Annotated in this window: 19 protein-coding genes; 7 read left to right on the top strand and 12 right to left on the bottom strand. The window is 74.0% G+C overall.

The window, feature by feature from the left end; genetic code table 11:
- Window positions 1–53: 53 nt before the first annotated feature.
- The 5 genes from ACIBNE_RS25730 to ACIBNE_RS25710 are packed head-to-tail and all read right to left on the bottom strand — an operon-like array spanning window position 54 to window position 4,158.
- On the bottom strand, window positions 54–320 hold the full coding sequence (locus ACIBNE_RS25730) for an acyl carrier protein (protein WP_399275353.1): 267 nt from the start codon (window positions 318–320) through the stop codon (window positions 54–56).
- On the bottom strand, window positions 313–1,461 hold the full coding sequence (gene dmpG, locus ACIBNE_RS25725) for a 4-hydroxy-2-oxovalerate aldolase (protein WP_399275351.1): 1,149 nt from the start codon (window positions 1,459–1,461) through the stop codon (window positions 313–315). Before dmpG ends, ACIBNE_RS25730 begins: the two co-directional genes overlap by 8 nt.
- Complete coding sequence (locus ACIBNE_RS25720; protein ID WP_399275349.1) at window positions 1,458–2,360, bottom strand: acetylating acetaldehyde dehydrogenase; 903 nt, start codon at window positions 2,358–2,360, stop codon at window positions 1,458–1,460. The genes dmpG and ACIBNE_RS25720 overlap by 4 nt, the downstream gene beginning before the upstream one ends.
- A gap of 20 nt (window positions 2,361–2,380) precedes the next feature.
- Entirely contained in the window at window positions 2,381–3,175 is a 795-nt protein-coding gene (locus ACIBNE_RS25715; protein ID WP_399275347.1) for a 2-keto-4-pentenoate hydratase, read from the bottom strand.
- Entirely contained in the window at window positions 3,172–4,158 is a 987-nt protein-coding gene (locus ACIBNE_RS25710) for a class I SAM-dependent methyltransferase (RefSeq protein ID WP_399275345.1), read from the bottom strand. The genes ACIBNE_RS25715 and ACIBNE_RS25710 overlap by 4 nt, the downstream gene beginning before the upstream one ends.
- 335 nt (window positions 4,159–4,493) lie before the next feature.
- Here ACIBNE_RS25710 and ACIBNE_RS25705 point away from each other — a divergent pair, with 335 nt between their 5' ends.
- Together ACIBNE_RS25705 and ACIBNE_RS25700 are read left to right on the top strand one after the other, a co-directional pair.
- Entirely contained in the window at window positions 4,494–6,173 is a 1,680-nt protein-coding gene (locus ACIBNE_RS25705) for a DUF885 domain-containing protein (RefSeq protein ID WP_399275343.1), read from the top strand.
- Window positions 6,174–6,462: 289 nt separating this feature from the next.
- Window positions 6,463–7,314 carry an IclR family transcriptional regulator gene (locus ACIBNE_RS25700; protein ID WP_399275341.1) on the top strand — a complete coding sequence of 284 codons (852 nt, stop codon included), beginning with the start codon at window positions 6,463–6,465 and terminating at the stop codon, window positions 7,312–7,314.
- A gap of 79 nt (window positions 7,315–7,393) precedes the next feature.
- Here ACIBNE_RS25700 and ACIBNE_RS25695 read toward each other — a convergent pair whose 3' ends face one another.
- Genes ACIBNE_RS25695 through ACIBNE_RS25670 form a run of 6 tightly spaced genes read right to left on the bottom strand, consistent with a single transcriptional unit; the run spans window position 7,394 to window position 14,135 of the window.
- A complete protein-coding gene (locus ACIBNE_RS25695) occupies window positions 7,394–8,797 on the bottom strand; it encodes a DHA2 family efflux MFS transporter permease subunit (RefSeq protein ID WP_399275445.1) in 1,404 nt (467 codons plus the stop codon).
- A complete protein-coding gene (locus ACIBNE_RS25690) occupies window positions 8,785–9,996 on the bottom strand; it encodes an AMP-binding protein (protein WP_399275339.1) in 1,212 nt (403 codons plus the stop codon). The genes ACIBNE_RS25695 and ACIBNE_RS25690 overlap by 13 nt, the downstream gene beginning before the upstream one ends.
- On the bottom strand, window positions 9,993–11,048 hold the full coding sequence (locus ACIBNE_RS25685; protein WP_399275337.1) for a RimK family alpha-L-glutamate ligase: 1,056 nt from the start codon (window positions 11,046–11,048) through the stop codon (window positions 9,993–9,995). Before ACIBNE_RS25685 ends, ACIBNE_RS25690 begins: the two co-directional genes overlap by 4 nt.
- Complete coding sequence (locus ACIBNE_RS25680) at window positions 11,045–11,929, bottom strand: alpha/beta fold hydrolase (protein ID WP_399275335.1); 885 nt, start codon at window positions 11,927–11,929, stop codon at window positions 11,045–11,047. The genes ACIBNE_RS25685 and ACIBNE_RS25680 overlap by 4 nt, the downstream gene beginning before the upstream one ends.
- Window positions 11,926–13,539, bottom strand: coding sequence for a class I adenylate-forming enzyme family protein (locus tag ACIBNE_RS25675; protein ID WP_399275333.1), 1,614 nt, complete (start codon window positions 13,537–13,539; stop codon window positions 11,926–11,928). Before ACIBNE_RS25675 ends, ACIBNE_RS25680 begins: the two co-directional genes overlap by 4 nt.
- Complete coding sequence (locus tag ACIBNE_RS25670; RefSeq protein ID WP_399275331.1) at window positions 13,536–14,135, bottom strand: class I SAM-dependent methyltransferase; 600 nt, start codon at window positions 14,133–14,135, stop codon at window positions 13,536–13,538. The genes ACIBNE_RS25675 and ACIBNE_RS25670 overlap by 4 nt, the downstream gene beginning before the upstream one ends.
- A 503-nt stretch (window positions 14,136–14,638) precedes the next feature.
- Between ACIBNE_RS25670 and ACIBNE_RS25665 the strand changes: the two genes are divergently transcribed.
- The gene (locus ACIBNE_RS25665) at window positions 14,639–16,012 is read left to right on the top strand and encodes a helix-turn-helix domain-containing protein (protein WP_399275329.1); all 1,374 of its coding nucleotides are present in this window, start codon (window positions 14,639–14,641) and stop codon (window positions 16,010–16,012) included.
- Window positions 16,000–16,938 carry an ornithine carbamoyltransferase gene (locus tag ACIBNE_RS25660; protein WP_399275327.1) on the top strand — a complete coding sequence of 313 codons (939 nt, stop codon included), beginning with the start codon at window positions 16,000–16,002 and terminating at the stop codon, window positions 16,936–16,938. The genes ACIBNE_RS25665 and ACIBNE_RS25660 overlap by 13 nt, the downstream gene beginning before the upstream one ends.
- A 114-nt stretch (window positions 16,939–17,052) precedes the next feature.
- Here the strand turns inward: ACIBNE_RS25660 and ACIBNE_RS25655 are convergent, their stop codons facing one another.
- Window positions 17,053–17,265 (bottom strand): MbtH family protein, encoded by a 213-nt coding sequence (locus tag ACIBNE_RS25655; protein WP_399275325.1) that lies wholly within the window; start codon window positions 17,263–17,265, stop codon window positions 17,053–17,055.
- A 258-nt stretch (window positions 17,266–17,523) separates the two neighbouring features.
- Between ACIBNE_RS25655 and ACIBNE_RS25650 the strand changes: the two genes are divergently transcribed.
- From ACIBNE_RS25650 to ACIBNE_RS25640, 3 genes are all read left to right on the top strand, one after another.
- Window positions 17,524–17,991 carry a cobalamin B12-binding domain-containing protein gene (locus tag ACIBNE_RS25650; RefSeq protein WP_399275323.1) on the top strand — a complete coding sequence of 156 codons (468 nt, stop codon included), beginning with the start codon at window positions 17,524–17,526 and terminating at the stop codon, window positions 17,989–17,991.
- A gap of 104 nt (window positions 17,992–18,095) precedes the next feature.
- Window positions 18,096–20,576 (top strand): amino acid--tRNA ligase-related protein, encoded by a 2,481-nt coding sequence (locus tag ACIBNE_RS25645; RefSeq protein WP_399275321.1) that lies wholly within the window; start codon window positions 18,096–18,098, stop codon window positions 20,574–20,576.
- On the top strand, window positions 20,573–22,012 hold the full coding sequence (locus ACIBNE_RS25640; RefSeq protein ID WP_399275319.1) for a glutamate synthase-related protein: 1,440 nt from the start codon (window positions 20,573–20,575) through the stop codon (window positions 22,010–22,012). Before ACIBNE_RS25645 ends, ACIBNE_RS25640 begins: the two co-directional genes overlap by 4 nt.
- Window positions 22,013–22,076: the final 64 nt, after the last annotated feature.

Raw genomic sequence — 22,076 nt, 5'->3', positions numbered from 1 at the left:
GCGGGCCGTGCGGTTGTCCGGTGCCGTCCGGTGCCGTCCGGCACGGGAAGGCGTCAGGCGGGCCCGGCCGCGGCGGGGCCCGTACGGGGTACGGCGTCGGCGGCGCGCTCCTCCAGGAGACGCGCCAGGTCCGCGACCGTCGCGGCCTCCAGCAACTCGTAGTCCTGGACGTCGAAGCCGAGCCGGTCGGTCAGCAGCGTCGCCAGCTCCACCATCGCGACGGAGTCCAGGCCGACCTCGGCGCGGCTCGCCGTCGGCAGCACGTCGGACTCGCTCAGCTGGAGCTCCTCCACCAGGATGCCCTTGAGCACGTCATACATGGGCGGCGGTCCGTCCGGTGGTCCGCCCCGCGTCGCCGCCGGACTCCCTCAGGCGCTGCGCCACGTCCACGATCAGGTCCTCCTGCCCGGCCACGGCCTGCGCCCTGCCCAGCGCGAAGAAGACGTCGCGCGGATCGACGCCCTCGCGCTCCGAGATGTCCAGCACCCGGTTCTTGAACCCGGAGAACACCCCGGCGAGCCCGCTGACGATGCCGACGGAGTCGACGGCCGGGGGCGCGTCCATCAGCTCGCGCTCGGCGATGTCCGCCGCGTCCAGCAGCCCGTACAGGTCGATGCCCGTGTCGAAGCCCATCCGCTCCAGCACCGGGACCACCACCTCCAGCTGGGTGTTCCCGGCCCCCGCGCCGAACCCCCTGGCGCAGGCGTCCACGATGTCGGCGCCCGCCTGGGCCGCCGCGACCGAGTTCGCCACCGCCATGCCCAGGTTGTTGTGCCCGTGGAACATCACCGGCACGTCGGGGCCGACGGCCTCGCGCATCGCCGTGATCCGCTCCGTGACGTCCGGCGGCAGGTAGTGGCCCGACGAGTCGAGTATCCCGACGCCGCTCGCGCCGTACTCCACCAGCGCCGCGCACTCCTCGCCCAGCCGCTGCGGGCTCGCCATGTGGCTCATCAGCAGCACGCCGTGCGCCTCGACGCCCGCGTCCCGCAGGTGCCCCAGGTGCCGCTCCGCGAGGTTGCCCTCGGTGCAGTGCGTACCGATGCGCACCACGTCGACGTCGTGCGCGACGGCCTTGTCCAGGTCCCTGACGGTGCCCCAGCCGGGCAGCATGAACACGCCCATCCGGCTGGTCGTCAGGGCCTCGCGGACCACCGACAGCATCTCGTCGTCGCTGAGCCTGGCCTGACCGACCTGGAGCGACGAGGCGCCCAGCCCGTTGCCGTGGCCCACCTCGACCACCGGCACGCCCGCCGCGTTCGCGGCCCGCGCGTAGGCGCCCAGCTGCTGGGCGTCGAGCCTGTGGCGCACCGCGTGGTGGCCGTCGCGCAGGGTCGGGTCGTGGATCAGCACCCGCCTGCGCACCGGCTCGCCCGCCGCGCCGGTCCCGCGGCCGCCGCCCCGGGCCGCCGTCGCTGTGGTCGTGGCCGTGGCCGTGGTCGTTTCGTTCGCTGCGCTCATGAGGTCTCCGCACCCGCGGTCGAAAGGCGGTCCGCCGCGTACTGCTCGGCGACGTGCAGCGCGGCGGAGTTGATGATGTCGAGGTTCCCCGCGTACTTGGGGATGCGGTCACCGCCCGCGGTGACCTGCACTGCGATGAAGGCCCTGCCGCCGTCGACGGTGCACGCCGTGACGTCGTAGCCGCCGACGAACGCGCGCAGCCCGTGCGCGGCCTCCGCGACCGCCGAGCGCACCGAATCGGGCTCCAGGTCGTCGCCGAGCAGCGACATGGCGACCCGGAACGTCGCCGGCGGGCTGGCCGGGCTCAGGTTGAGGATCGACTTGACGTCCTTGACCCCGGTGAACTCGCGCACCGCTTCCTGGGTGGTCTCCACGTACTCGTCCAGGTTGAGCCGGGTCGAGCGGCCGACGCTCAGCGTGGCGGCGGTGGTCACCACCTCCACGTAGTCGATCCGGTGCCGCCGCGCGATGGCGTGCAGCACGGGGATCGACGCCTGGCCGCCGCAGCTGACCATGTTGACGTCGCTGACGTCGGGGTGCGACAGCACGTCCGTGCCGTTGACGGTCGGCACGACCATCCGGCCGACCTTGCTCGGCGTCAGGTCGACCAGCATCGTGCCGAGCGGCCGCAGCCGCTCGGCGTGCTCGGCGTGCGACATGGCGTTGGTGGCGTCGAAGGCGACGTCGAACGGGTCCGCCGGATCGACCAGGGACGCGACGCCGTCCGTCGAGACCGGCAGCCCCATCCGGGTCATCTGCCGCAGCCCCGGCGCGTCGGTGCTCCGGCCCACGACGAGCCGCAGGTCCAGGGAGTCCGAACGCAGCACCTTGGCCACCAGGTCGACACCGATCAGGCCGGCGCCGAGCACCGCCACGGACAGCCGCCCGTTTCGCTTCATCGCAGTATTGCCCTTCCCGGTCAGGAGACGTGCAGGGTGATGGCGCCCAGACGGTCGAACTCCGCGGTGAAGACGGCGCCCGGAACCAGCGGTACGGCGGCGTGCAGCGCGCCCGTCATGATCAGCTGCCCCGCTTCGAGGCTCACCCCGCGCTCGCCCAGCACGTTCGCCAGCCAGGCCACGACCGCCGCCGGATCGCCGAGCGCCGCGGCCCCCGCGCCGGTCGCGATCAGCTCGCCGTCGCGCGAGAAGGCCATGCCGAGGAGCCGGAAGTCCATCTCGGGCGGCGGAGCCAACGGGCGGCCGAGCACGGCGGCGCCGTTCGACGCCAGGTCGGCGATCGTGTCGGCGAGCCCGATGCGCCAGTCCGCGATCCGCGAATCGACGATCTCCAGGCCCGCCATCACCTCGCCCACGGCCGCGCGCGCCCGAGCGGGCGTCACGCCCGGCCCGGTCAGCGACTTGCCGAGGCGGAACACGATCTCCGCCTCCACCTTGGGCGCGATGAACGCGTCGCGGGACACGCTCGCCCCGTCCGGGTGGACCGTGGAGGCCAGCACGGGACCGTAGTCGGGCGTGGACACGCCGAGCATCTGCTGCATGGGCGCCGAGGTGAGCCCCGCCTTGTACCCGATGACCTCGTCGCCGTCGGCGACGAGCAGCGCGGTCAGCTCCCGCTGGACGGCGTACCCGTCGTCCGCGCCCAGGTCCGGGTCCGCGTCGGTGAACGGCGCGACGGGCACCCGCTTCGCCCGCGCCTCGTAGAGGGCCCGCGCGCCGCGCAGCACCTCGTCGGCGGTCAGCTTCGGGCTCATGCGGTCGCCACGAACTTCCGGCTGCCCGGCATCGGCAGCGGAGTGCCGCGCACCTCGGCGAAGCCCGCCCTGCGGAACGCCGCGAGCCAGTCGTCGGTCGACGGCAGCCGCACGTCCATCGAACTGGCGTGCAGGTAGGTGAACAGGGCGCTGAAGCCGCGCTCGCCCGGACCGTCCGCGTACGGCACCGCGTCCGTCACCACGAGCGCGCCGCCGGGCGCCAGGGACTCCCGGCAGGTCCCCAGGATCCCGTCGATCACCTCGCGCCGCCCCACCACGTCGTGCAGCACGAAACCCGCGTGGATCACGTCCGCGCCCCGCACCGGCTCCGGGTCGTCGACCAGCGACTCGATGGACCTGTGCACCACGCGCAGCCGCTCCGCCACCCCGGCCGGGCCCGCGGCCCGCTCGGCCTCCTCGCAGGCCGCCGCGCTCAGGTCGAGCGCGACCCCGGTGCTCCCCGGCAGCGCGGTCAGCAGGTGGATCAGCAGCCCTCCCGCGCCCGCGCCGAGGTCCGCGACGCGGCGCGGCTTGCGGTCGGTGATCTCCTCGATCGCACCGGGGTAGAAGCCGTACGAGCCGATCCAGCGCGAGGAGACCGCGACCCGGCGGCCGTCCCGCTGGTACCGGGCTCCCGCGCCCTCGGGGTCGCGCAGGAACAGCGCAGCGTTGTCGATGTACGGGCGGTTCGCGTTGAGCGCCCACGAGAGGTAGCCCGCCTCGTACCTGCGCTCGGCCAGCTCGGCCACCGGCACGTACGCGGCGCTCCCGCCGTCCCGCTCCAGCAGGCCAGCGGAGACCAGCGCGTCGAGGAAGAGGACGGCGGACCGCTCGGGGACGTCGGCGGCGGTGGCCGCCTCGCCCGGGGTGAAGGGTTCGCCCCGGTCCAGCAGCGAGGAGAGGCCGAGGTCTTCGGCGATCTCCAGCAGAGCGGCGTACGCGGCCAGGTCGGCCGCGGTCCCCCTGGATTCGATTCTTTCCATTCGTCGCTCCCGGTCGCTCCGAATTTGCGAAAGACACTGTGTGCGAAGGTTCGCGAAAGGCATCGCGAAAGACATCGCGGAAATCGAGGAATCGCGGAAACCGCTCCGAACGCACTTCTCCCGCGCGGCCCGTTCCCACGCAGGAGAATTCCAACGGCCCGCGCTCACCGTCAACGACGGCCGGGCCAACTGCCCCCGAACTGCCTGTGCCCTCCCTTCAATTGACGGACCGAGGGGGGAGGGCACAGCGGCCGACAGGCAGGAACGGGGGCAGTTTAGGCGGCGGCTGCCCCGGAGGGGGGAAGCGGGACGGCCCGGCGTACCAGCATGTACGCATGGACCGGACACCCTCACCGCGCGATGTCGCGGACACCTACGTCGACCGGCTGATCGCACTCGACCCGATCAGGGGCACCTACCTCGGGGAAGCGGCCAGCCACGGCGAACTCCCCGACTTCTCGCCCGACGGACGACGGCAACTGGCCGACCTCGCCCGCGACACGCTCCGGCGCCTGGCCGCGGCGACGAACGCGCCCGGCGCGACCGACGACCCGGCCGAGCGGGGCTGCGCCCGCCTCCTCGAAGAGAGACTGACCGCGGAACTGGCGATGCACGAGGCGGGCGAGGACCTGCGCTCCGTCTCCAACATCTTCTCCCCGGTCCACCAGATCCGGATGGCCTTCACCCTCACGCCCACCGCGACCGCGGACGACTGGCGCACCGCCGTGCGCCGGCTGGACGCGGTACCCGCCGCCCTGGCGACCTACCGCGCGGCCCTCGCCGCCGGGCTGCGGCGCTCGCTGCCCGGCGGACCGCGCCAGGTCACCGCGATGATCGGCCAGCTCGCGGAGTGGATGGGGGAGCACGGTGGCTGGTTCGCCCGGTTCGCCGCGGCGGGGCCCGAGCCGCTGCGCCGCGAACTCGACCGCGCCTCGGCCGCGGCCACCGCCGCGCTCGCCGAGCTGCGGGACTGGCTGCGCGACGTGTACGCGCCCGCCGTCGCGGACGCCCCCGACGTGGTGGGCCGCGACCGCTACCTCCGCTCGGCCCGCTTCTACAACGGCAACGACCTGGACCTCGCGGAGGCGTACGAGTACGGCTGGGCGGAGTTCCACCGGCTGCTCGCCGAGATGCGCATCGAGACCCGGCGGATCCTGCCGGGCGCCACGGACCCCTGGGAGGCCATGCGTCACCTCGACGCGCACGGACAGGGCACCGGGGGCGGCGAGGAGACGCGCGCCTGGCTCCAGGACCTGATGGACGAGGCCGTGCGCAAGCTCGACGGCACCCACTTCGACATCGCCGCCCCGATCCGGCGCGTCGAGTCCCGCCTCGCCCCCGAGGGCAGCGCCCCCGCCCCCTACTACACGGCGCCGTCCGCCGACTTCAGCAGGCCGGGCCGCACCTGGCTGCCCGTGACGGGCCGCAGCAGGTTCCCCGCGTACGAACTGGTCTCCACCTGGTACCACGAGGGCGTGCCGGGCCACCACCTGCAACTGGCCCAGTGGACCCACCTCGCCGGCCGGCTCTCCCGCTTCCAGACCTCCGTCGGCGTGGTCAGCGCCAACTCCGAGGGCTGGGCGCTCTACGCCGAACGCCTCATGGACGAACTGGGCTTCCTCACCGACCCCGAGCACCGGATCGGCTACCTCGACGCCCAGATGATGCGCTCCGTGCGCGTCGTCATCGACATCGGCATGCACCTCGGCCTGGAGATCCCCGCGCACTCCCCGCTGCACGCGGGCGAGCGGTGGACGCCCGACATCGCCGAGGAGTTCCTGCTCGCCCACCACGGCAGGCCCGCCGCCTTCGTCCGCAGCGAAGTGATCCGCTACCAGGGCGCGCCGGGGCAGGCGATCGGCTACAAGCTCGGCGAGCGGGTCTGGCTGCGCGGCCGGGAGGCGGCCCGCGCGGCGCACGGCGCCGACTTCGACCTCAAGAGCTGGCACATGGCCGCGCTGTCCCAGGGCTCGCTCGGCCTCGACGACCTCGCCGCGGAACTCGCGACGCTCTGACACGCGCCCCGCGTCCTGCCAAGGGCCTGCGTACGAGGCTCCGCCACGGGCCTGCGTACGACGCTCCGCCGCGGCGCCCCGGCACATGGCCGGATCGCGCCCTGACCAGTACCGGCCATACCCGGTGCGCCACGGCGAGTAATGGCCATGTCGTCCGAAGACCCTTGACAGACACCGGGCGCAATCAACAACCTCCGAAAGGTCGCAGGGCGGATTCCGCTAAGGAACCGCCCAGGTGACCCCATCGACCACATGGAGCGCTGAGCCTGGAGAGGGAGTTGGGGTAACGATGACGATCCGTGACACGACGGCGGAACGCGGCGGCGACGCCCCGCTCGGCGGCACCGGCCTCGCGGAGCGGGTGTTCCGCGTGCAGCAGGCGTTCACCAGGCTGGACGGCGATGTACACGGGCCGGGAGAACTGGCCAGGGCCACCGGCCTGGACGACTCGACCGTCCACCGCATCCTCCGCTCGGGACTGCGCCAGGGCATGTTCGTCCGACTGGGCCACGGCCGCTACAGCCTCGGCGCCGCCGTGGTCCAACTGGCCATCCACGCCTGCTCGCACCGGCAGGACCCGCACCTGGTGCACGCCGTGCTCGAAGAACTCAGGGTCGCCGCGGGCGGCCCCGTCTTCTTCTACGCCCTCGCCCCCTTCGGCACCACCCGCCGCCTGTGCGTCGACATGGCGGTGACGGAGAGCGACCTGCGGGACATCGGCTACGCGGCCGACGACATCCTCTCCGTGGCCAGGCCGCTGCGCTCCGGCGCCTGCGGCCGGGCCATCCTCGCCTTCCTCCCGCTGTCGGCGCAGCGCGGCGCCCTGGACGTGGCGCTGCCCTCGTACGCGGGGCCGGGGGCGCTCACCGACTGGGACGCGCTGCGCGCCTCGCTCGACGAGACGCGCCGCTACCGCTACGCCGTGGGCAAGGACGAGGACCTGCCGGGCTGGAACTCCTGCGCGGCGCCCGTGCTCTGGGGCGAGGCGGTGCTGGGTTCCGTGCTCGTGCTGCGGCGCGCCGCCGAGATGCCCGTGATGGCGCCCGTCGTGATCAGGGAGACGCAGCGGGCCGCCGCTGAACTGGCGCTGCTGTTCGGCGGCCAGGGACCCGGGCCCGCCTGGCCGGACGGCACGTGGTGACGGGCTGACGGCGCCCTCGCCGGGCGCGCGGCCACGGTCCGGGCGCCGCCCCCGTCCGCCCTTCCCGGCCCCTCGCGCCTCACGCCTCCTTTCCTGCGTCCGTCCGCCCCGCCCCCGCGCACACCGCCGCTGCCACCACCGCCACCAGGGCGAACAACAGCAGCGCCGTACGGGTCGAAGAGGCCGACGGGTCCCCGCCGCCCGTCCCGTGCAGCAGCGCGCCCGTCGCCGCCGCGCCGGCCATCGAGCCGAGCTGGAGCGTGGTGACCAGCACCCCGGACGCGGCGCCCGCCAACTGCGGGCGCACCCCGTGCAGCGCGATCGCCGCCAGCGGGGTGAACAGGAACGCGTTGCCCACACCGATCACGCACAGCGGAGCGACGAACTCCGGCCAGTCGGCGCCCTCGCGCATCCCGGCCGCCGCCCACACCGTCCCGCCGATCGTCAACAGCGTGCCGCCCAGCAGGAGACGGTGCCCCGGCACCCGGTCCGACAGCCGCCCCGCGACCGTCCCGAGCGCCATCGAGCACAGCGAGGCGGGGACGATCGCGAGGCCCGCCTTGAGCGCGCCGAACCCGAGCACCGACTGGAAGAACACCGACAGCACCAGCACGAGCCCCATCACGGTCAGCGACACGGCGACGGCGAACACGTTCATCAGCGTGAAGTCCCGGTTCCTGAACAGCTCGAACGGCACCAGCGGATCGCGCCCCTGCCGCCCGCGCTGCTGCGCCACGAACCCGGCGAACACCGCCGCCGACAGCACCAGCAGACCCCAGATCCAGCCCGGCCACCCCCGGCTCCCGCCCTGCCCCACGGCGAAGGCGAAGCAGAACAGCGACACCGAGGCCAGCGCGGTGCCCGTGACGTCCAGCCGTACCGTACGGGCGGCAGGGCCGTCGCCCCGCACCACCACCGTCGCCAGCAGCAGCGCCGCGCCCACCGGCACGTTGACCCAGAACACCCAGCGCCAGTCGAGCGCGCTCACCAGCACCCCGCCCAGCACGGGACCCGCCACGGCCGCCGCCGCGCCGACCGCGCCCCGCACGCCGAGCGCCAGACCGCGCTTCCCCGCCGGGAAGGCCTCCACCAGCAACGCCATGGTCTGCGGCGTCAACAGGGCGGCGCCCAGCCCCTGTACGGCCCGCGCCGCGATCAACTGCCCCGCCGTGTCCGCCAGTCCGGCGGCCAGGCTGCACAGCGTGAAGAGCAGCACCCCGGCCCGGAACACCCGCCGCCGCCCGTACAGGTCCCCGAGCCGCCCCGCGGTGATCAGGGTGACGGCCAGCACCAGGACGTACGCGCCGACCGCCCACACCACGCCGTCGACCGACGTCCCCAGGTCCCGGGCGACCGAGGGCAGCGCGACCGCCAGCACCGCGATGTCCAACTGGGCCATGAAGTAGGCGAGCGAGACCGTGCACAGCAGCGCCCAGGGGTTGTCCCGCAGCCGCGCGGCCGGCCCGAGCGTCAGCCGGGGCATCCGCGCCACACGGCCGCCGGGATCTTGTCGGTGCGCCCCACCCGCTCCACCCGCGCCACGGCCTGTGCGGTGACGGCCTCCGGATGGCCGCGCGCCACGGCTCCCAGGTGGTAGAAGCCCCGCAGCACGAGCTGGCGCACCTCGTCCGCCGCCGCGTCGCCCGCGTACCGCACGCACAGCTCGCCGACCGTGTGCGCGGCCCGACCCTCGCCGTCCGCCCGGGTCAGCACCAACTGCGCCTCCCGCACGCCCGGATGGGCCCGCACCAGATCGAGCACCTCGGCGACGCGCACCACCACGCTGTGCACGCTCACCGCGTCGTCCGCCCGCCCCAGCACCCGCAGCCCGTCGCCGCGCCCGCACCGGCAGGCAGCGGCCGCGACCCGGTCGCCGAGCCGGTAGCGCACCGTCGGCACCGTCCAGCCGTCCCCGGCCCTGCTCAGCAGCGCGCCCGCGTCGTCGCTCTCGATGAGCTGGTCCGGCATCAGGTGGAGCACCTGGAGGTCGCACGCGGGCGTGTTGGTGGCCATGACGTAGGTCTCCACCGAGCCGTAGTTGCCCCAGAGGCGGACACCGGGGAAGGCGGCCCGCACCGCGCGCTCCTGCGCGGGGGCCCAGGGTTCGGCCATCCAGATCAGCTTCTCCACCTTCGGCGCGCCGCCGGATCCGCCGTCCAGCACGCCCCGGGCGAAGTCCGCGAGCGAAGTGGGCGTTCCCGCGAGGGTGTTGACGCCGACCTCCTGGAAGATCCCGAGCCAGTCGGCGACCTCGCCGGGGCCGTAGGGCCCGGTGGGCACGGTGTCGCAGCCCACCCGCTCCGCCAGGGACTGCATGTAGTAGTGCGAGGCCCACATGCGGCCCGGCGTGAAGAGGTTGAGCAGGGTGTCGCCGGGGGCGAGCGGCCGCCACTCGCGCAGCAGCCGCTCCAGGGCCTGGTGGTGGGCGACGTACGTCAGCTTGGGCCGTCCCGTCGTGCCGCCGCTGGACATCACCGAGGCGCCGCCGCCCCGGCTCGCGGCGCGCGAGGCGAGCAGGACGTCCCGCGGTCCGCTCACCGCGAGGTCCGCCAAGTCGGCTGCTCGGTCCGGCACTTGGGGACCACCGAGCGCGGCGAGCGCGTGTGCGCCCGCGAGGACGGCGTCGCGGGGGAGGCGGCCGACCGTGCCCGTGACGAACCGGTCGGTCCGCACCTCGCTCACGCCCCGGCTTCGCCGGGGACGGGTCCGCCCGGATCGACCCCGCCGGGAGTGACCCCGGCCGGTGTGCGGGGCCTGATGGGGCCGCCGGCCGCGAGCCACTTCGCGTGGCCCTCGGCGTACGCCCGGAAGCGCGCCCCGATCAGCTCGGCCGCGGCGCGGTTCTGCTCGGCGTCCGTGCCGAAGCCGACCGCGCCGTCCAGCTCCACCTCGGAGATCCAGTGGCGCTCGCCGTCGTGGATGAAGTCCAGCGTGAAGTACGGCACGCCGGGGAAGCGGGCCACCGCGTGGGCCACCGCGTCGGCCAGCTCGTCCGGCAGCGGGGTGTACGCGCGCTCGTGCCGGCCGCCGACCGTCTTGGTGACCATCAGGCAGTAGCCGTCCTTGCTGCCCTGGAGGACGGTGTGGGCGCGGCCGTCCACGATGTAAACGCGCAGCTCGCGCACGCCGGGGAAGTACGGCTGGACGACCAGCGCGGTGTCCGAGCCGCCCGCCAGGCCGATCATGCCGCGCAGGTCGTGGACGTTGTGCGCGACGGCGACGCCAAGACCCATGCCCCAGTACGCGGGCTTCACGATCAGCGGGTACGAGAGGGCTTCGAGTGCCGCGTCGTAGTGCCCGGTCATGGCCTCGCGGCCGCTGCCGACGCGCACGGTGGGCAGCAGCGGGACCGGGCTGTCGGCGAGGTGCAGCAGTGTGGCGGCCTTGTCGACGCCGATGTACGACAGGTGCGGCGGTATCGGCAGGTAGAAGCCGAGGCGCTCCAGGTTGGTGTAGAGGAAGAGCTGGTTGCACACGTCCTGGGTCTGGTGCGGCAGCGACCACAGGGACGTCACGAAAATGGTGTCGTCGGGCGTGACGCGCTCGCCCCGCAGGTACACCGAGGGGCGCGCGGGGTCGGTCGCGTCGACGGCGACCTCCTCCGGTTTGTTGAGGGTCATCCGCAGGCCGAGCCCCTCGGCGAGCTTCCGGTACGCCGACCAGACGCCCTCGTCCTCGTAGCGGCGCTGCCACGCGGTGCCGCGGTCCGGGTAGATCCAGCTCAGCCGCGTCATGGTGCGGACTCCTCGGGGGGCTCGGGGTGCTCGACGAACGCGCGGACGGTACGCAGGAACAGTTCGGGCTCCTCCAGGAACGGGAGGTGGCCGCTGGCGGCGAACACCGCGAGGCGCGCGGCGGGCAGTGCGTCCGCGAGCCGGTCGCCGGGGCCGGTGGGGTAGACGCGGCTGCGGGCGCCGTGCAGGAACAGCACGGGCGGGCGGGGCGCGAGGGTCGGCAGCCGGGTCCGCCAGTCCTGCCCGACGGCGTCCGCGAGGAGCGCGCGCACGGCCGCGGGGTCGCAGCGGCGGGCCTCGGCCAGGAGCCGGGCGCGGAGCGCGGGCGGCGGCTCGGTGCCCGCCGCGAACGACGCGTCGACCAGCGTTTCGGTGAACCCGGCGAAGTCCGCGGTGACGCCCGCGACGAGGGCGTCGGCGCCCGCCTTGTCGAGGATGCCGAAGGCGGCGTGCGGCCAGTCGTCGTCCAGCGTGAGGCGGGGGCTCTGCTCGACGGAGACCAGGGCGCGGATCCGGTCGGTGCCGTGGCGTTCCAGGAAGGCGTACGCCACGGTCGCGCCGAGCGACCAGCCGAGCAGCGTCGCGCCGCTCACGTCGAGCCGGGCGAGGAGCGCGTGGAGCGCGTCGGCGGCGTCCGCGACGGTCGGCGGGGCGGGGCCGGAGGGTGTGGAGGATGCGGAGGGTGCGTCGGGTGTTCCGGGGTCCCGAGGGCCTTCGGGACCGTTGCGGTCGCCGTGGCCCGGGAGTTCGAGGGTGATGACGCGGTGGTCGCGGGCCAACTCCCGTACGACGTCGTCGAAGTAGCGGGCGGTAGCGGCGAGGCCCGGCAGCAGGACGACGGCGGGGCCGCTGCCGCGGTCGTCGTGGCGGGGCAGGTTCATCGGGGCGCACCGCCCCCGTCGAAGGGGCCATCGGCGGTGAAGGCGCGGCGCAGCAGGGGCTTGTCGACCTTGCCGACGGGCGTGAGCGGGATCGTTTCAGCGAACCGGACTACGCCCTTGAGGCCGTGGCGGCCCAGCACCTGGTCGACGGCGCGGGCGGCCTCCTCGGGCGAGCGGGCGGCGCGGACGGCGACGTACACCTCGCGGCCGTGTCCGCCGGGGCGCACGGGGAGCACGACCGCCTGGCCGACCGCGCCCGTCGCGCGCATCTCCTCGTCGAGCAGCGGCGCGGTGACCGGTCCTTCCGTGCCTGTCAGGGTCTCCACCGTGCGGCCGAGGACGCGGTAGGTGCCGTCGGGCGCGCGGACGGCGAAGTCGCCGGTCCAGAACTCCCCGTCGCGGAAGGCGCGGGCGTTGGCCTCCAGCGGGTGCAGGTAGCCCTCGCTGCTGCGGTCGGAGCGCAGGACCAGCTCGCCGTGGTCGGGGTGCTCCAGCCCCGGCAGCGGTGCGAGGCGGACGCCGACGCCCCGCACGGGGCGCAGGCCCGCCCCGGTCTGGACGACGTCGTCCATGTTGCCGAGGGCCAGGCCGAACTCGGTGGATCCGTAGATCTGCCGGATGCGGACGCCGAGGACGTCGTCGGCGCGGCGGACGGTCGTCGGGTCGAGGTAGGCGCCGCCGCACAAGGGGCGCCGCAGCAGCGGCAGCCGCACGTCGGCCCGGTCGCCTCCGGAGCGCAGCGCGCGGTCGGCGGCGTCGACGAGGTCGGCGTAGTGCTGGGGGAGCGCGCTCATCACCGTGACGCGGTGCTCGCGCAGCAGGCGCAGCAGGGCGTCGGCCGGGGTGCCGGGGTCGGCGAGCACCAGCTCGGCGCCGGAGAGGAGGGCGGCGAACACATGGAGGTCGGTGGCGTGCGCGACGTCCAGCGGGTGCCTGCAGAGGAACACGTCGTGCTCGTCGATGCCGGTGTCGGCGTTCCAGCGCAGGCGTTCGGCGCGGAACTTGTCCTGGCGCCAGGCCGTGAGCTTGGGGAACTCGGTGGAGCCCGAGGTCCACAGGGTGCGGAAGATCCCGGTGTGGCAGGGGGCCCCGTCCGCGACGGACGCGGCGCGGGCGGCGGCGCCCTCGGCGGGCCGGACGGGTCCGGCGGGCGCGTCGGCGGGGTCGGGGGAGCCGGTCAGTTCGGTGAGCGTCACGGTCGGCGGGCCGCCGTGCGGGGTCGGGCGGGAGCCGTCGGTGACCAGGAGGGCGGGGCGGGTGTGGACGAGGGCGGTGCGCAGGGCATCGGGGTCGAAGTCGCTGAGCAGTGGAACGTAGCGGGCGCCGAGCCGGGCGACGGCGAGTATCAGCGCGATGTAGCCGGTGCTGTTGCGCAGGCTGAGGGCGACGCAGGAGCCGGGGCGCACGCCGCGGGAGTGCAGGCCAAGGGCCGATCGGTCGACCAGGAGCAGGAGTTGGTCGTAGTCGAGGCGTTCGCCCGTAGGCGTGCGTACGGCGGTGGCGGCGCCGCGCCGCTCGGCGACCGCGCGCAGCGCCTCGTACAGGGTGGAGGTGCCGAGCCCGGGGGCGTCGGCGTCGTGCTGCGGGGCGGTGCCGGGCTCCGCGTTCATCTGGTGGTCCAGCCGGCGTAGGTCGCGAACCGCCAGTCCTTGGCGAGGCAGTCCACCTGGCCGAAGCCCGCGTCGCGCAGCCATTCCAGCTGGTCGTCGAGTCCGGCGCAGATGTCGTGCTTCATGCGCTCGCGGCCGGCCGCCCACTCGTCGGCGGGGGTGCCGGAGCGGTGTACGTGCTCCTCGTGCTGCCGGTCGTAGAGGCTCTCCAGCTCCACGGTGGGCGCCTCGATCTGTTCGACGTTGACGAAGACCCCGCCGGGGCGCAGCGCGTGGCGGATGCGGGAGAAGAGGCGGCGCTTGTCGGGATGCGGGAGGTGGTGGATGGCGAGGCCCGACATGACCGCGTCGAACGGTCCGGGGGGCAGCGGGTCCAGCAGGTCGCCGACGAGGACGCCCACCCGCGGGTCGGCGGCGAAGCGCTGCCTGGCCTTGGCCAGCATGCCCTCGGAGCGGTCCATCAGCAGGAGCTCGGCCGTCGGGTGCCGGCGCAGCAGTGCGGCGCTGAGCAGTCCGGTGCCCGCGCCGAGGTCCAGGACCCGCGCTTTCCCGGGCGCCGAAGCGGCCACGACACTGGCCGCGCTTTCGTATAGCAATTCAAACGACGGGATCAATTGCCGCCGTAACGCATCGAATGTTTCAGGGTTCCAGAGTTCCGTGGACACCGGCTTCCCCCTTCACCAACTCTCGCCAAATCGAGCGGTGCGAGTCGGAAGCTAGCACGTGACCCGTTGGTGAAAGCTTCTACCGGATTCAACTGCCGTGTGGCGTACGTCACATGATGCATTTTCTGCGCGTTCTTGCAGGTCAGGGCGGTTGATTGAAGGGGAAACGTATATCACGGGAATATTTCGACCGGCAGTTTCTCGCCCCGTGAGAAGCGGAATAAGTACTTCCGAGGATGAATTGTCAATTACCCCCGTGCCCTCTTGACATGATCTTCACTTTCCTGGTTAGAGTCGACGGGCTCATTGTTCGGATGCGGAGAATGGGTGCGTTTTGGGCAGCATCCCATCTGGTTTTGCGGGGGTCGGAAAAATCATCGGGAGCGGGCTGCGTGATTGATCGCGGAAAAGTAGAAGCAGACAAACTCGGTGCCATGCTGAAAGTGACCAGGCGACAGGCGGGACTGACGCAGGAGCAGTTGGCGGGGCTCTCCACCGTGAGTGTGCGTGCCATTCGGGATCTGGAACTCGGCAAGGTCCAACAGCCCAGGAGGGAGACCATCCGGCTGCTCGCGGGAGCGCTCCGGCTCAGCGGCTCGCGCCGCGCGGCCTTCGAACTCGCCGCGGGCGGCACGGCCGCCGCCGGAGCGCTCAAGCAGGCGTACGACGTGGCACAGGCCCTGCCGCCCACCTCCATCGGACCGTTCGTCGGACGCCAGGCGGAACTGCGCGCCGTCACCGAACTCCTCGGCACCGAACGCGAACGGCTGGTGACCGTCGTCGGCGCCATCGGCGTCGGCAAGACCCGCCTCGTCCTGGAAGCCACCCAACTCCTGCACACCCGCAGCCGCGTCCCCGTCCTCTGGGCCCACATGGGCGTGGGCGCCAACGCCGCGGTGGGCGTCCCCCAACTCCTGCTCGCCAACTGGGTCAGCGAAGTGCTCTCCGGCAGCGGCCCCTACCACGAACTCGCCCACGTCATCGGCGCCAGGCCCACCCTCCTCGTGCTCGACGGGGTCGGCGCCCGCACCGCCGTGCACGCCTCCCTGCCGCAGCTCCTGCACTCCTGCCCGCGGCTCAGCGTCCTCGTCACCACCCGCGAGCCGGGACAGGGCACCGGCATCGGCGGGCGCGTCCTGCCGCTGGCGCCGCTCGCCCTGCCCAGCGCGGCCCCCGGACCCGACGGCGACCCCGCGGCCGACCAGCCGGCGCTCGCCCTGATCATGTCCTACCTGCGCCACCTGCGGCCCGACATCCTGCCCACCGAGTCCGTCGCCACCACCATGGCCCGCGTCTGCCGCGCCCTGGACGGTCTGCCCCAGGCGCTGGAGTCCGCCGCGTCCTGGCTGCTGCTGTACGCGCCCCACCAACTCCTCGAAGCCGCCGAGACCTTCCCGCTCACCCTGACCGAGAACGTCTCGGCCACCGACTCGCACGCCGCGGGGGCCTTCCGCCGCGCGCTGGAACAGTCCATCGAAGGACTGCCGCCGCAGCACGCGAAACTGCTGCGCGTCCTCGCCGCCAGGGACGCCACCTGGAGCGTCGGCGCCGTCGCGGGACGCGCCCGGCTCACCCAGGCCGAGGCGCTGCGCGGACTGCACGCCCTGCTGCTGCGCGGTCTCGTACGGCCCGTCAGGTACGAGCAGGCGGGCCACAGCGGCCTCACCAACTTCACCGTGCTCAACCTCGTGCGGCACCTGGTCGGCGCCGACCCGGGCGGACGGGCCCCCGCCCGCCGCGCTCCGGACCCCACCGTTCTGGCAGACGTTCTCGCAGAGAGGGACGGAACCTCGTCATGCGTCATCTGATCTCACTGGCCGACCTCGGCCCGCGCGACCTCGCCCGACTGGTGGCCCGCGCCGCACGCATCGGCCGCGAGGGCGTCCGGGAGAAGACCCTCGCCGACCGGTCCGTCGGCATCTACTTCAGCAAGTCGTCGACCCGCACCCGCACGTCGTTCTGGGGCGCGGCCAGCAGGCTCGGCGCGCACACCATCACCTACGGCCCCGACGACCTCCAACTCTCCACGGGCGAGACCCCGGAGGACACCGCGCGGGTCCTGGGGCAGTACCTCGACGCCCTGGTCGTCCGCACCAACGGGCCCGCCGACGAGATGCGCAGGCTGGCCGCGGGCGGCGGCCCCGCCGTCGTCAACGCCCTCAGCATCGAGGAGCACCCCACCCAGGCGATCGCCGACCTCACCACGCTCACCGAGGAGTTCGGCTCCCTCGAAGGCCGCCACCTGCTCTGCGTCGGCGAGGGCAACAGCTCCGGCTCCGCGCTCGCGCTCGCCGCCGCGCTCACCCCGGGACTGCGGCTCACCCTGCTCTGTCCCGCGGGGTACGAGGTGCCCAAGGACGTCCTCGAAACGGCGGACCGGCTCGGCGCGGGAAACGCGGAGGTCACGCAGATCACCGACCCGGCCGACGTCCCGGGACCCGTCGACGCCGTCTACACCAGCCGCTGGCAGACCATGGGCGTGCCCAAGGCCGACCCCGACTGGCTCACCGCCTTCGAGGGGTTCCGGGTCGACCAGGGATTCATCGACCGGGTCGCGGCCCCGCACACCGTCTTCCTGCACGACCTGCCCGCCGTGCGCGGCCAGGAGGTCACCGACGACGTGCTCGACGGGGCCAGGAGCCGGGCGTGGCGGCAGTCCCACCACAAGATGACGGCCGCGATGGCCGTCCTGGAACGGGCCGTACTGGAACGGGCGGCGCCGGGCGATGCGTGACGCACGGACCACCCGGGGCGGACGACGGACCACCCGGGGCGTACGGGGGACGCGTGACGCGCGCGGAGGCCCGGCGCCCCGGGACCGCCGCACCGGCGGCGGCCCCGGCGGGCGTCAGCCGCCCATCGCCTCGATCAGCGAATGAGGGCGCAGATCGGTCCAGTGGGCCTCGACGTGGTCGAGGCACTCCTGCCTGCTGCCCTCCTCGCGCACCACCGACCAGCCTGCGGGCACCGCCAGGCGGGCCGGCCACAGCGAATGCTGGCCCTCGTCGTTCGCGAGCACCACGTACGTACCGTCAGGGTCCTCGAAGGGGTTGGTCGCCATCACTCACCTCGGTCGTCGGGCGGCCGGTCACAGGGCCGGTGTCCGCCCCACGGTAGGAGCGCGGACGCGGTGCGACAGGCAGCGGCGGAGGCGGTCGACCGGCAGCTCAACTGCCCCTCAGCTGCCGCTCCAGGCGCCGGTGGGAACCCCCTCGCGCTCCTACGATCGGTTCGGTGCGGGCACGGGCACGGGCACGGGCGCCGGGCGCCGGCCGCGCCCGAGGCGGCGCACACGACGGGGAAAGCGGGGACGGTGCGCATGGTGAACTCCACGAACAGCGTGCCGCGCCACCGGTCCGCCGCGCTGCGGGTCGTCGTCACCGGCACCTCGTCCGACGCGCACACCTGGAACCTCGTCTTCCTGCAACTCCTGCTGGAGGACCTGGGCCACGACGTCGTCAACCTCGGCCCCTGCGTCCCCGACCACCTCGTCGTCGCGGGCTGCGCCGAACTGCGCGCCGAACTTCTCGTCGTCAGCAGCGTGAACGGACACGGGGCCAACGACGCCCGCCCGCTCATCGCCGCGCTCCGCGCCGCCCCCGAGACCGCCCGCCTCCCCGTGGTGATCGGCGGAAAGCTCGGCACGTCGCTCGACGGGCGCGAGGAATCCGTGCGCGCCCTCGTCGAAGCGGGCTTCGACGCCGTCTTCGAGGAGGGCATGAGCGTCGTCACGCCCTTCGAGTCCTTCGTGGCCTCCCTGGCCACGGCCAGGAGGGCGGTGACGTGACGCCCCCGCAGCAGTGGCCCGCGCGACGCCCCCCGCGAACGCCACCGGGACAGCGACCGCCCCAGTACCCGGCGCAGTTGCCGCCGGGCGGATTCGCCCGCTTCATGAGCGTCGCCCGCGCGGCGGGCGCCCTCGTCGTCCAGCCCCGCATGGGCTTCTCCGACCCGGGCCGCATGCGCGACGGGCTCGTCGCCACCAAGGGCGCCGCCGACTGGGTCGCGGGCACCATCACCGTCGACAGCTACACCCGCGTCGGCGACGAACGCTCCGCCGTGCGCGCCGTGCGCGAGCGCTGCGCGCTCAACGGCTACCCCATCACCTCCTTCAGCCCCCACACCACCCGCTGGGTCGTCGACGCCGCCCGCGCCGCCAGCTTCCCCATCCAGGTCAGGCACGGCTCCGCCCACCCGCAGGCCATCACGGCCGCCCTGGCCCGCGCCGGACTCGACGCCACCGAGGGCGGCCCCGTCTCCTACTGCCTGCCCTACGGCCGGATGCCGCTCGCCGAATCGGTGCGCAACTGGCGCGAGACCTGCCGCTTCCTCGCCTCGCTGCGCGCCACCGGGCGCGAACCGCACCTCGAGACCTTCGGCGGCTGCCTGCTCGGACAACTCTGCCCGCCCGGACTCCTCGTCGCCGTCAGCGTCCTCGAAGCGCTCTTCTTCCAACGCCTCGGCCTGCGCAGCGTCTCCCTCAGCTACGCCCAGCAGACCAACGCCGAGCAGGACGAACAGGCCGTCGCCGCGCTGCGCCGCCTCGCCGCCGAGACCCTGGACGACACGGACTGGCACATCGTCCTCTACACGTACATGGGCCTCTACCCGACCACCCCCGAGGGAGCGCGGCGCCTCCTGGAGAGCTCGGCGACCCTCGCCGTACGCACCGGGGCCGACCGCCTCATCGTGAAGACCGCGGCCGAGGCGCACCGCATCCCCACCGTCGAGGAGAACGTCGCCGCGCTGCGCACGGCAGCGGCGGCGGCCCGCGCGGCCCGCGGCACGCCGCTGCCCGAACCGGCCACGACGGGCCCGGCGACGGGCTTCGCGACGGGCCGCGCGGAGGGCTTCGCGACAGGCCCCGCGACAGGACGCGCGGAGGGCTTCGTGGACGGCTTCGCCACAAAGACGGGGGACGCCACGAGGACGGGGGACGCCGACAACGCGGTGTACGCGGAGGCGCGCGCCTTCGTGGACGCGGTGCTCGACCTCTCGGACGACCCCGGAGACGCGCTCGTCGCGGCCTTCGCGCACGGCTACCTCGACGTCCCCTACTGCCTGCACCCCGACAACGCGGGCCGCAGCAGGAGCAGGCTCGACCCGGCCGGGCGGCTCGTGTGGTCCGACATCGGCGCCATGCCGATCCGGCACGTGCTGGACGGGCCGCGCTCGCCCCGGCTGACCGCCGCGGGGCTGCACGAGGCGCTCTCCTTCGTGCAGCGCCGCTTCGACGACGCCCTGCCGGCGGTCCCCGGACACCACTTCCCGGCACCGCGCCGCTCCCCGGCACTTTCGGTCCTTCGCGAAGGGAAACCCATGCCCAACCCGACCGGCCCGGCCCACCAGCCGCACGCGTCCGCCCACGCGCCCTCGGGCAGGGCCGGCGGCGCCGTGCCCAGGCCGCCCGCCTCGCCCGACGAGCACCTGGCGTCGGACACCACGCGGGCCGTCCTGCGCGTCCAGAACCGGATCCTCGCGGTCGCCAGGAACTTCCTCACCGACCGGGGCTTCACCGAACTGCTGCCCCCGGTCATCGGCCCGGTCACCGACCCCGGCATCCGCGGCTCCAAGCAGGTCGACGTCGACTTCTACGGACACCGCTACAAGTTGATGACCAGCGCGATCCTCTACAAGCAGGCGTCTTTGCTAGCCTTCGACAAGATCTTCTGCATTGCGCCGAATGTCCGTCTCGAACCTTTGGAGACCGCCGTCACCCACCGGCACCTCGTGGAGTTCCACCAGATCGACGTGGAGATCCGCGACGGCAGGCGCGAGGACGCGATGCGCCTCGCCGAAGAACTCGTCTCGCACACCGCGGCCGTCGCCCGCGGGCTGCGCGCCGAGATGGAGGTCCTGGAGCGCGACCCGGACTCCTTCCGCGACGTCGTCGCCGGGGCCTTCGGCCGCGTCACGCACCGCGAGGCCACCACCGACCTGAACGAGCTGGGCCACCCGCAGGACCCGGCGGCCGAGATCGACTGGCAGGGCGAGGAGATCCTCTCCGCCAAGGCCAGCCGCCCCTTCTTCGTCATCGACTACCCCAAGGGCTCGCGCGGCTTCTACGACCGCGAGGACCCCGAACGCCCCGGCATCCTGCGGAACTTCGACCTGATCGCCCCCGAGGGCTACGGCGAACTCGCCAGCGGCAGCGAACGCGAACACGACTACGCGGCGCTCGTCACCCGCATGCGGGAGACCGGCGAGAACCCCGCCAAGTACGGCTGGTACCTGGACCTCGCCCGGCGCGGCATCCCGCCGAGCGCCGGGTTCGGCCTCGGCCTCGAACGCTTCACCCGCTACCTCACCGGGCGGGCCGCCGTCTGGCAGGCCGCCGCCTACCCCAAGCTCCCCGGAGTGGTGTCGCCGTGACCGCCAGGACCAGGACCGGCGCATCGCGGTCGGCGACGGGACCGCCCCCGGCCGCAGCCCCGCCCCCGGCCCCGGCCGCACCGGCGACGACCTCGCGGGCGGAGCCGTACGCCCCGCTCCCCGGGCTCGGCGCCGACGGCTTCCCCGAGGGGCAGGTCCGGCGCCGCGCCCGGGAGGGCACCGCCGCGGTCTTCCCGCCGCTCGACGGCTACGGCACCACGCTGTACGGCGCCGGGGCGCGCGGCGACGCCGACGACGTGCTGGACCGGGCCAGGATCGTGCCGCCCGTCTTCATGCCCGAGCGGCTGGCGAAGCTCATCGAGCTGGGCCGCGAACCGCACTACGCCGACGTGCGCCTCGACACCGAACTGGGCGGGCTGCGCGCGCCGCTGCCGCTCTTCGTCTCCGCGTTCGGCTCCACCGAGGCGGCGGGCCGCGAACTCGGCGAGGCCGTGGCCCGCCAGGCCGCGCGCGCCGGACTGCCGCTCGTCATCGGCGAGAACGTCGTCCCCGTCAACGGCTACCGGGCGGCCGCGGGCGCGCTCTCCCCGCTCCTCGGCCGGGTCGGAGCGTACCTGGAAGGCGCCGGAGACCTCGCCGGAGACGTCGGCGGGGCCGTGGGCGGGGACGTGGGCGGCGTCGTGGTCCAGCAGAGCACCGAGGACGCCGACAGAGAGGTGTGGAACCTCGTCTACAGCGACACCGCGACCCAGCCGCTGCTCGCCACCGGCCGCCTCGCCTTCGAACTGAAGGTCGGCCAGGGCGCGAAACCGGGCCTCGGCGGCATGACCGTCCTGGACGCGCACGACGGGCTGCGGGTGGCCGAGCAGTACCGGGTGGAACCACTGCTCGGCGAGCGCGGGCGCGTCCTGCGCAGCGGTGTGCCCGGCACGTTCACCGAGGAGATCCTGCGCCAGCAGGTCCGGCTCATGCGCAACAACTTCCCGCGCGCCCGCGTCTGGGTGAAGCTCCACCCGGGCCGTGACGTCGCGCGGGCCGCGGCCGTCGCCTGGGAGGCGGGCGCGGACGCCGTCCTCGTCGACGGTGCGGAGGGCGGCACCGGCTGGGCGCCCACCGCCTTCCTCGGACACGTCGGGCTGCCGCTCGTGGAGTGCCTGCGGGCGGTCGGCCGCACGCCGCACTGTCTGCTCGCCACCGGCCGCATGTGGGAGGGCGCGCGGATCGTCAAGGCCCTGGCCCTGGGCGCGCGGGCCGCGGGCCTGGGCCGCGCCGCCCTCGTCGCGGCCGACGAGGACCGCGACCGGGGCCTGCTGCGCCTGGTCGAGAGCATCGCGCTCGAACTGCGGCTCCTCGTCAGCGCCCTCGGCAAGTACGCGGTCGGCGACCTCGGCCACGAGGACGTCCTGCTGCCCACGAGTCCCTGGCAGCCGCCCGTGCCGCTTGTGCCGCCCGAGCAGCCCGTGCCGCCCGGGTAGTCCGCGCGGCGGGACGGCCCGCACCGCGTACCGCCCCCGCACCGCCCCCCCCGCACCACGCGCA

Origin of the sequence: Streptomyces sp. NPDC050504, from assembly GCF_044458065.1 — a bacterium.
Classification (GTDB): Bacteria; Actinomycetota; Actinomycetes; order Streptomycetales; family Streptomycetaceae; genus Streptomyces.
The sequence above is the reverse complement of the archived record's forward strand: the minus strand, read 5'-3'. Positions and strand labels throughout refer to the sequence as shown.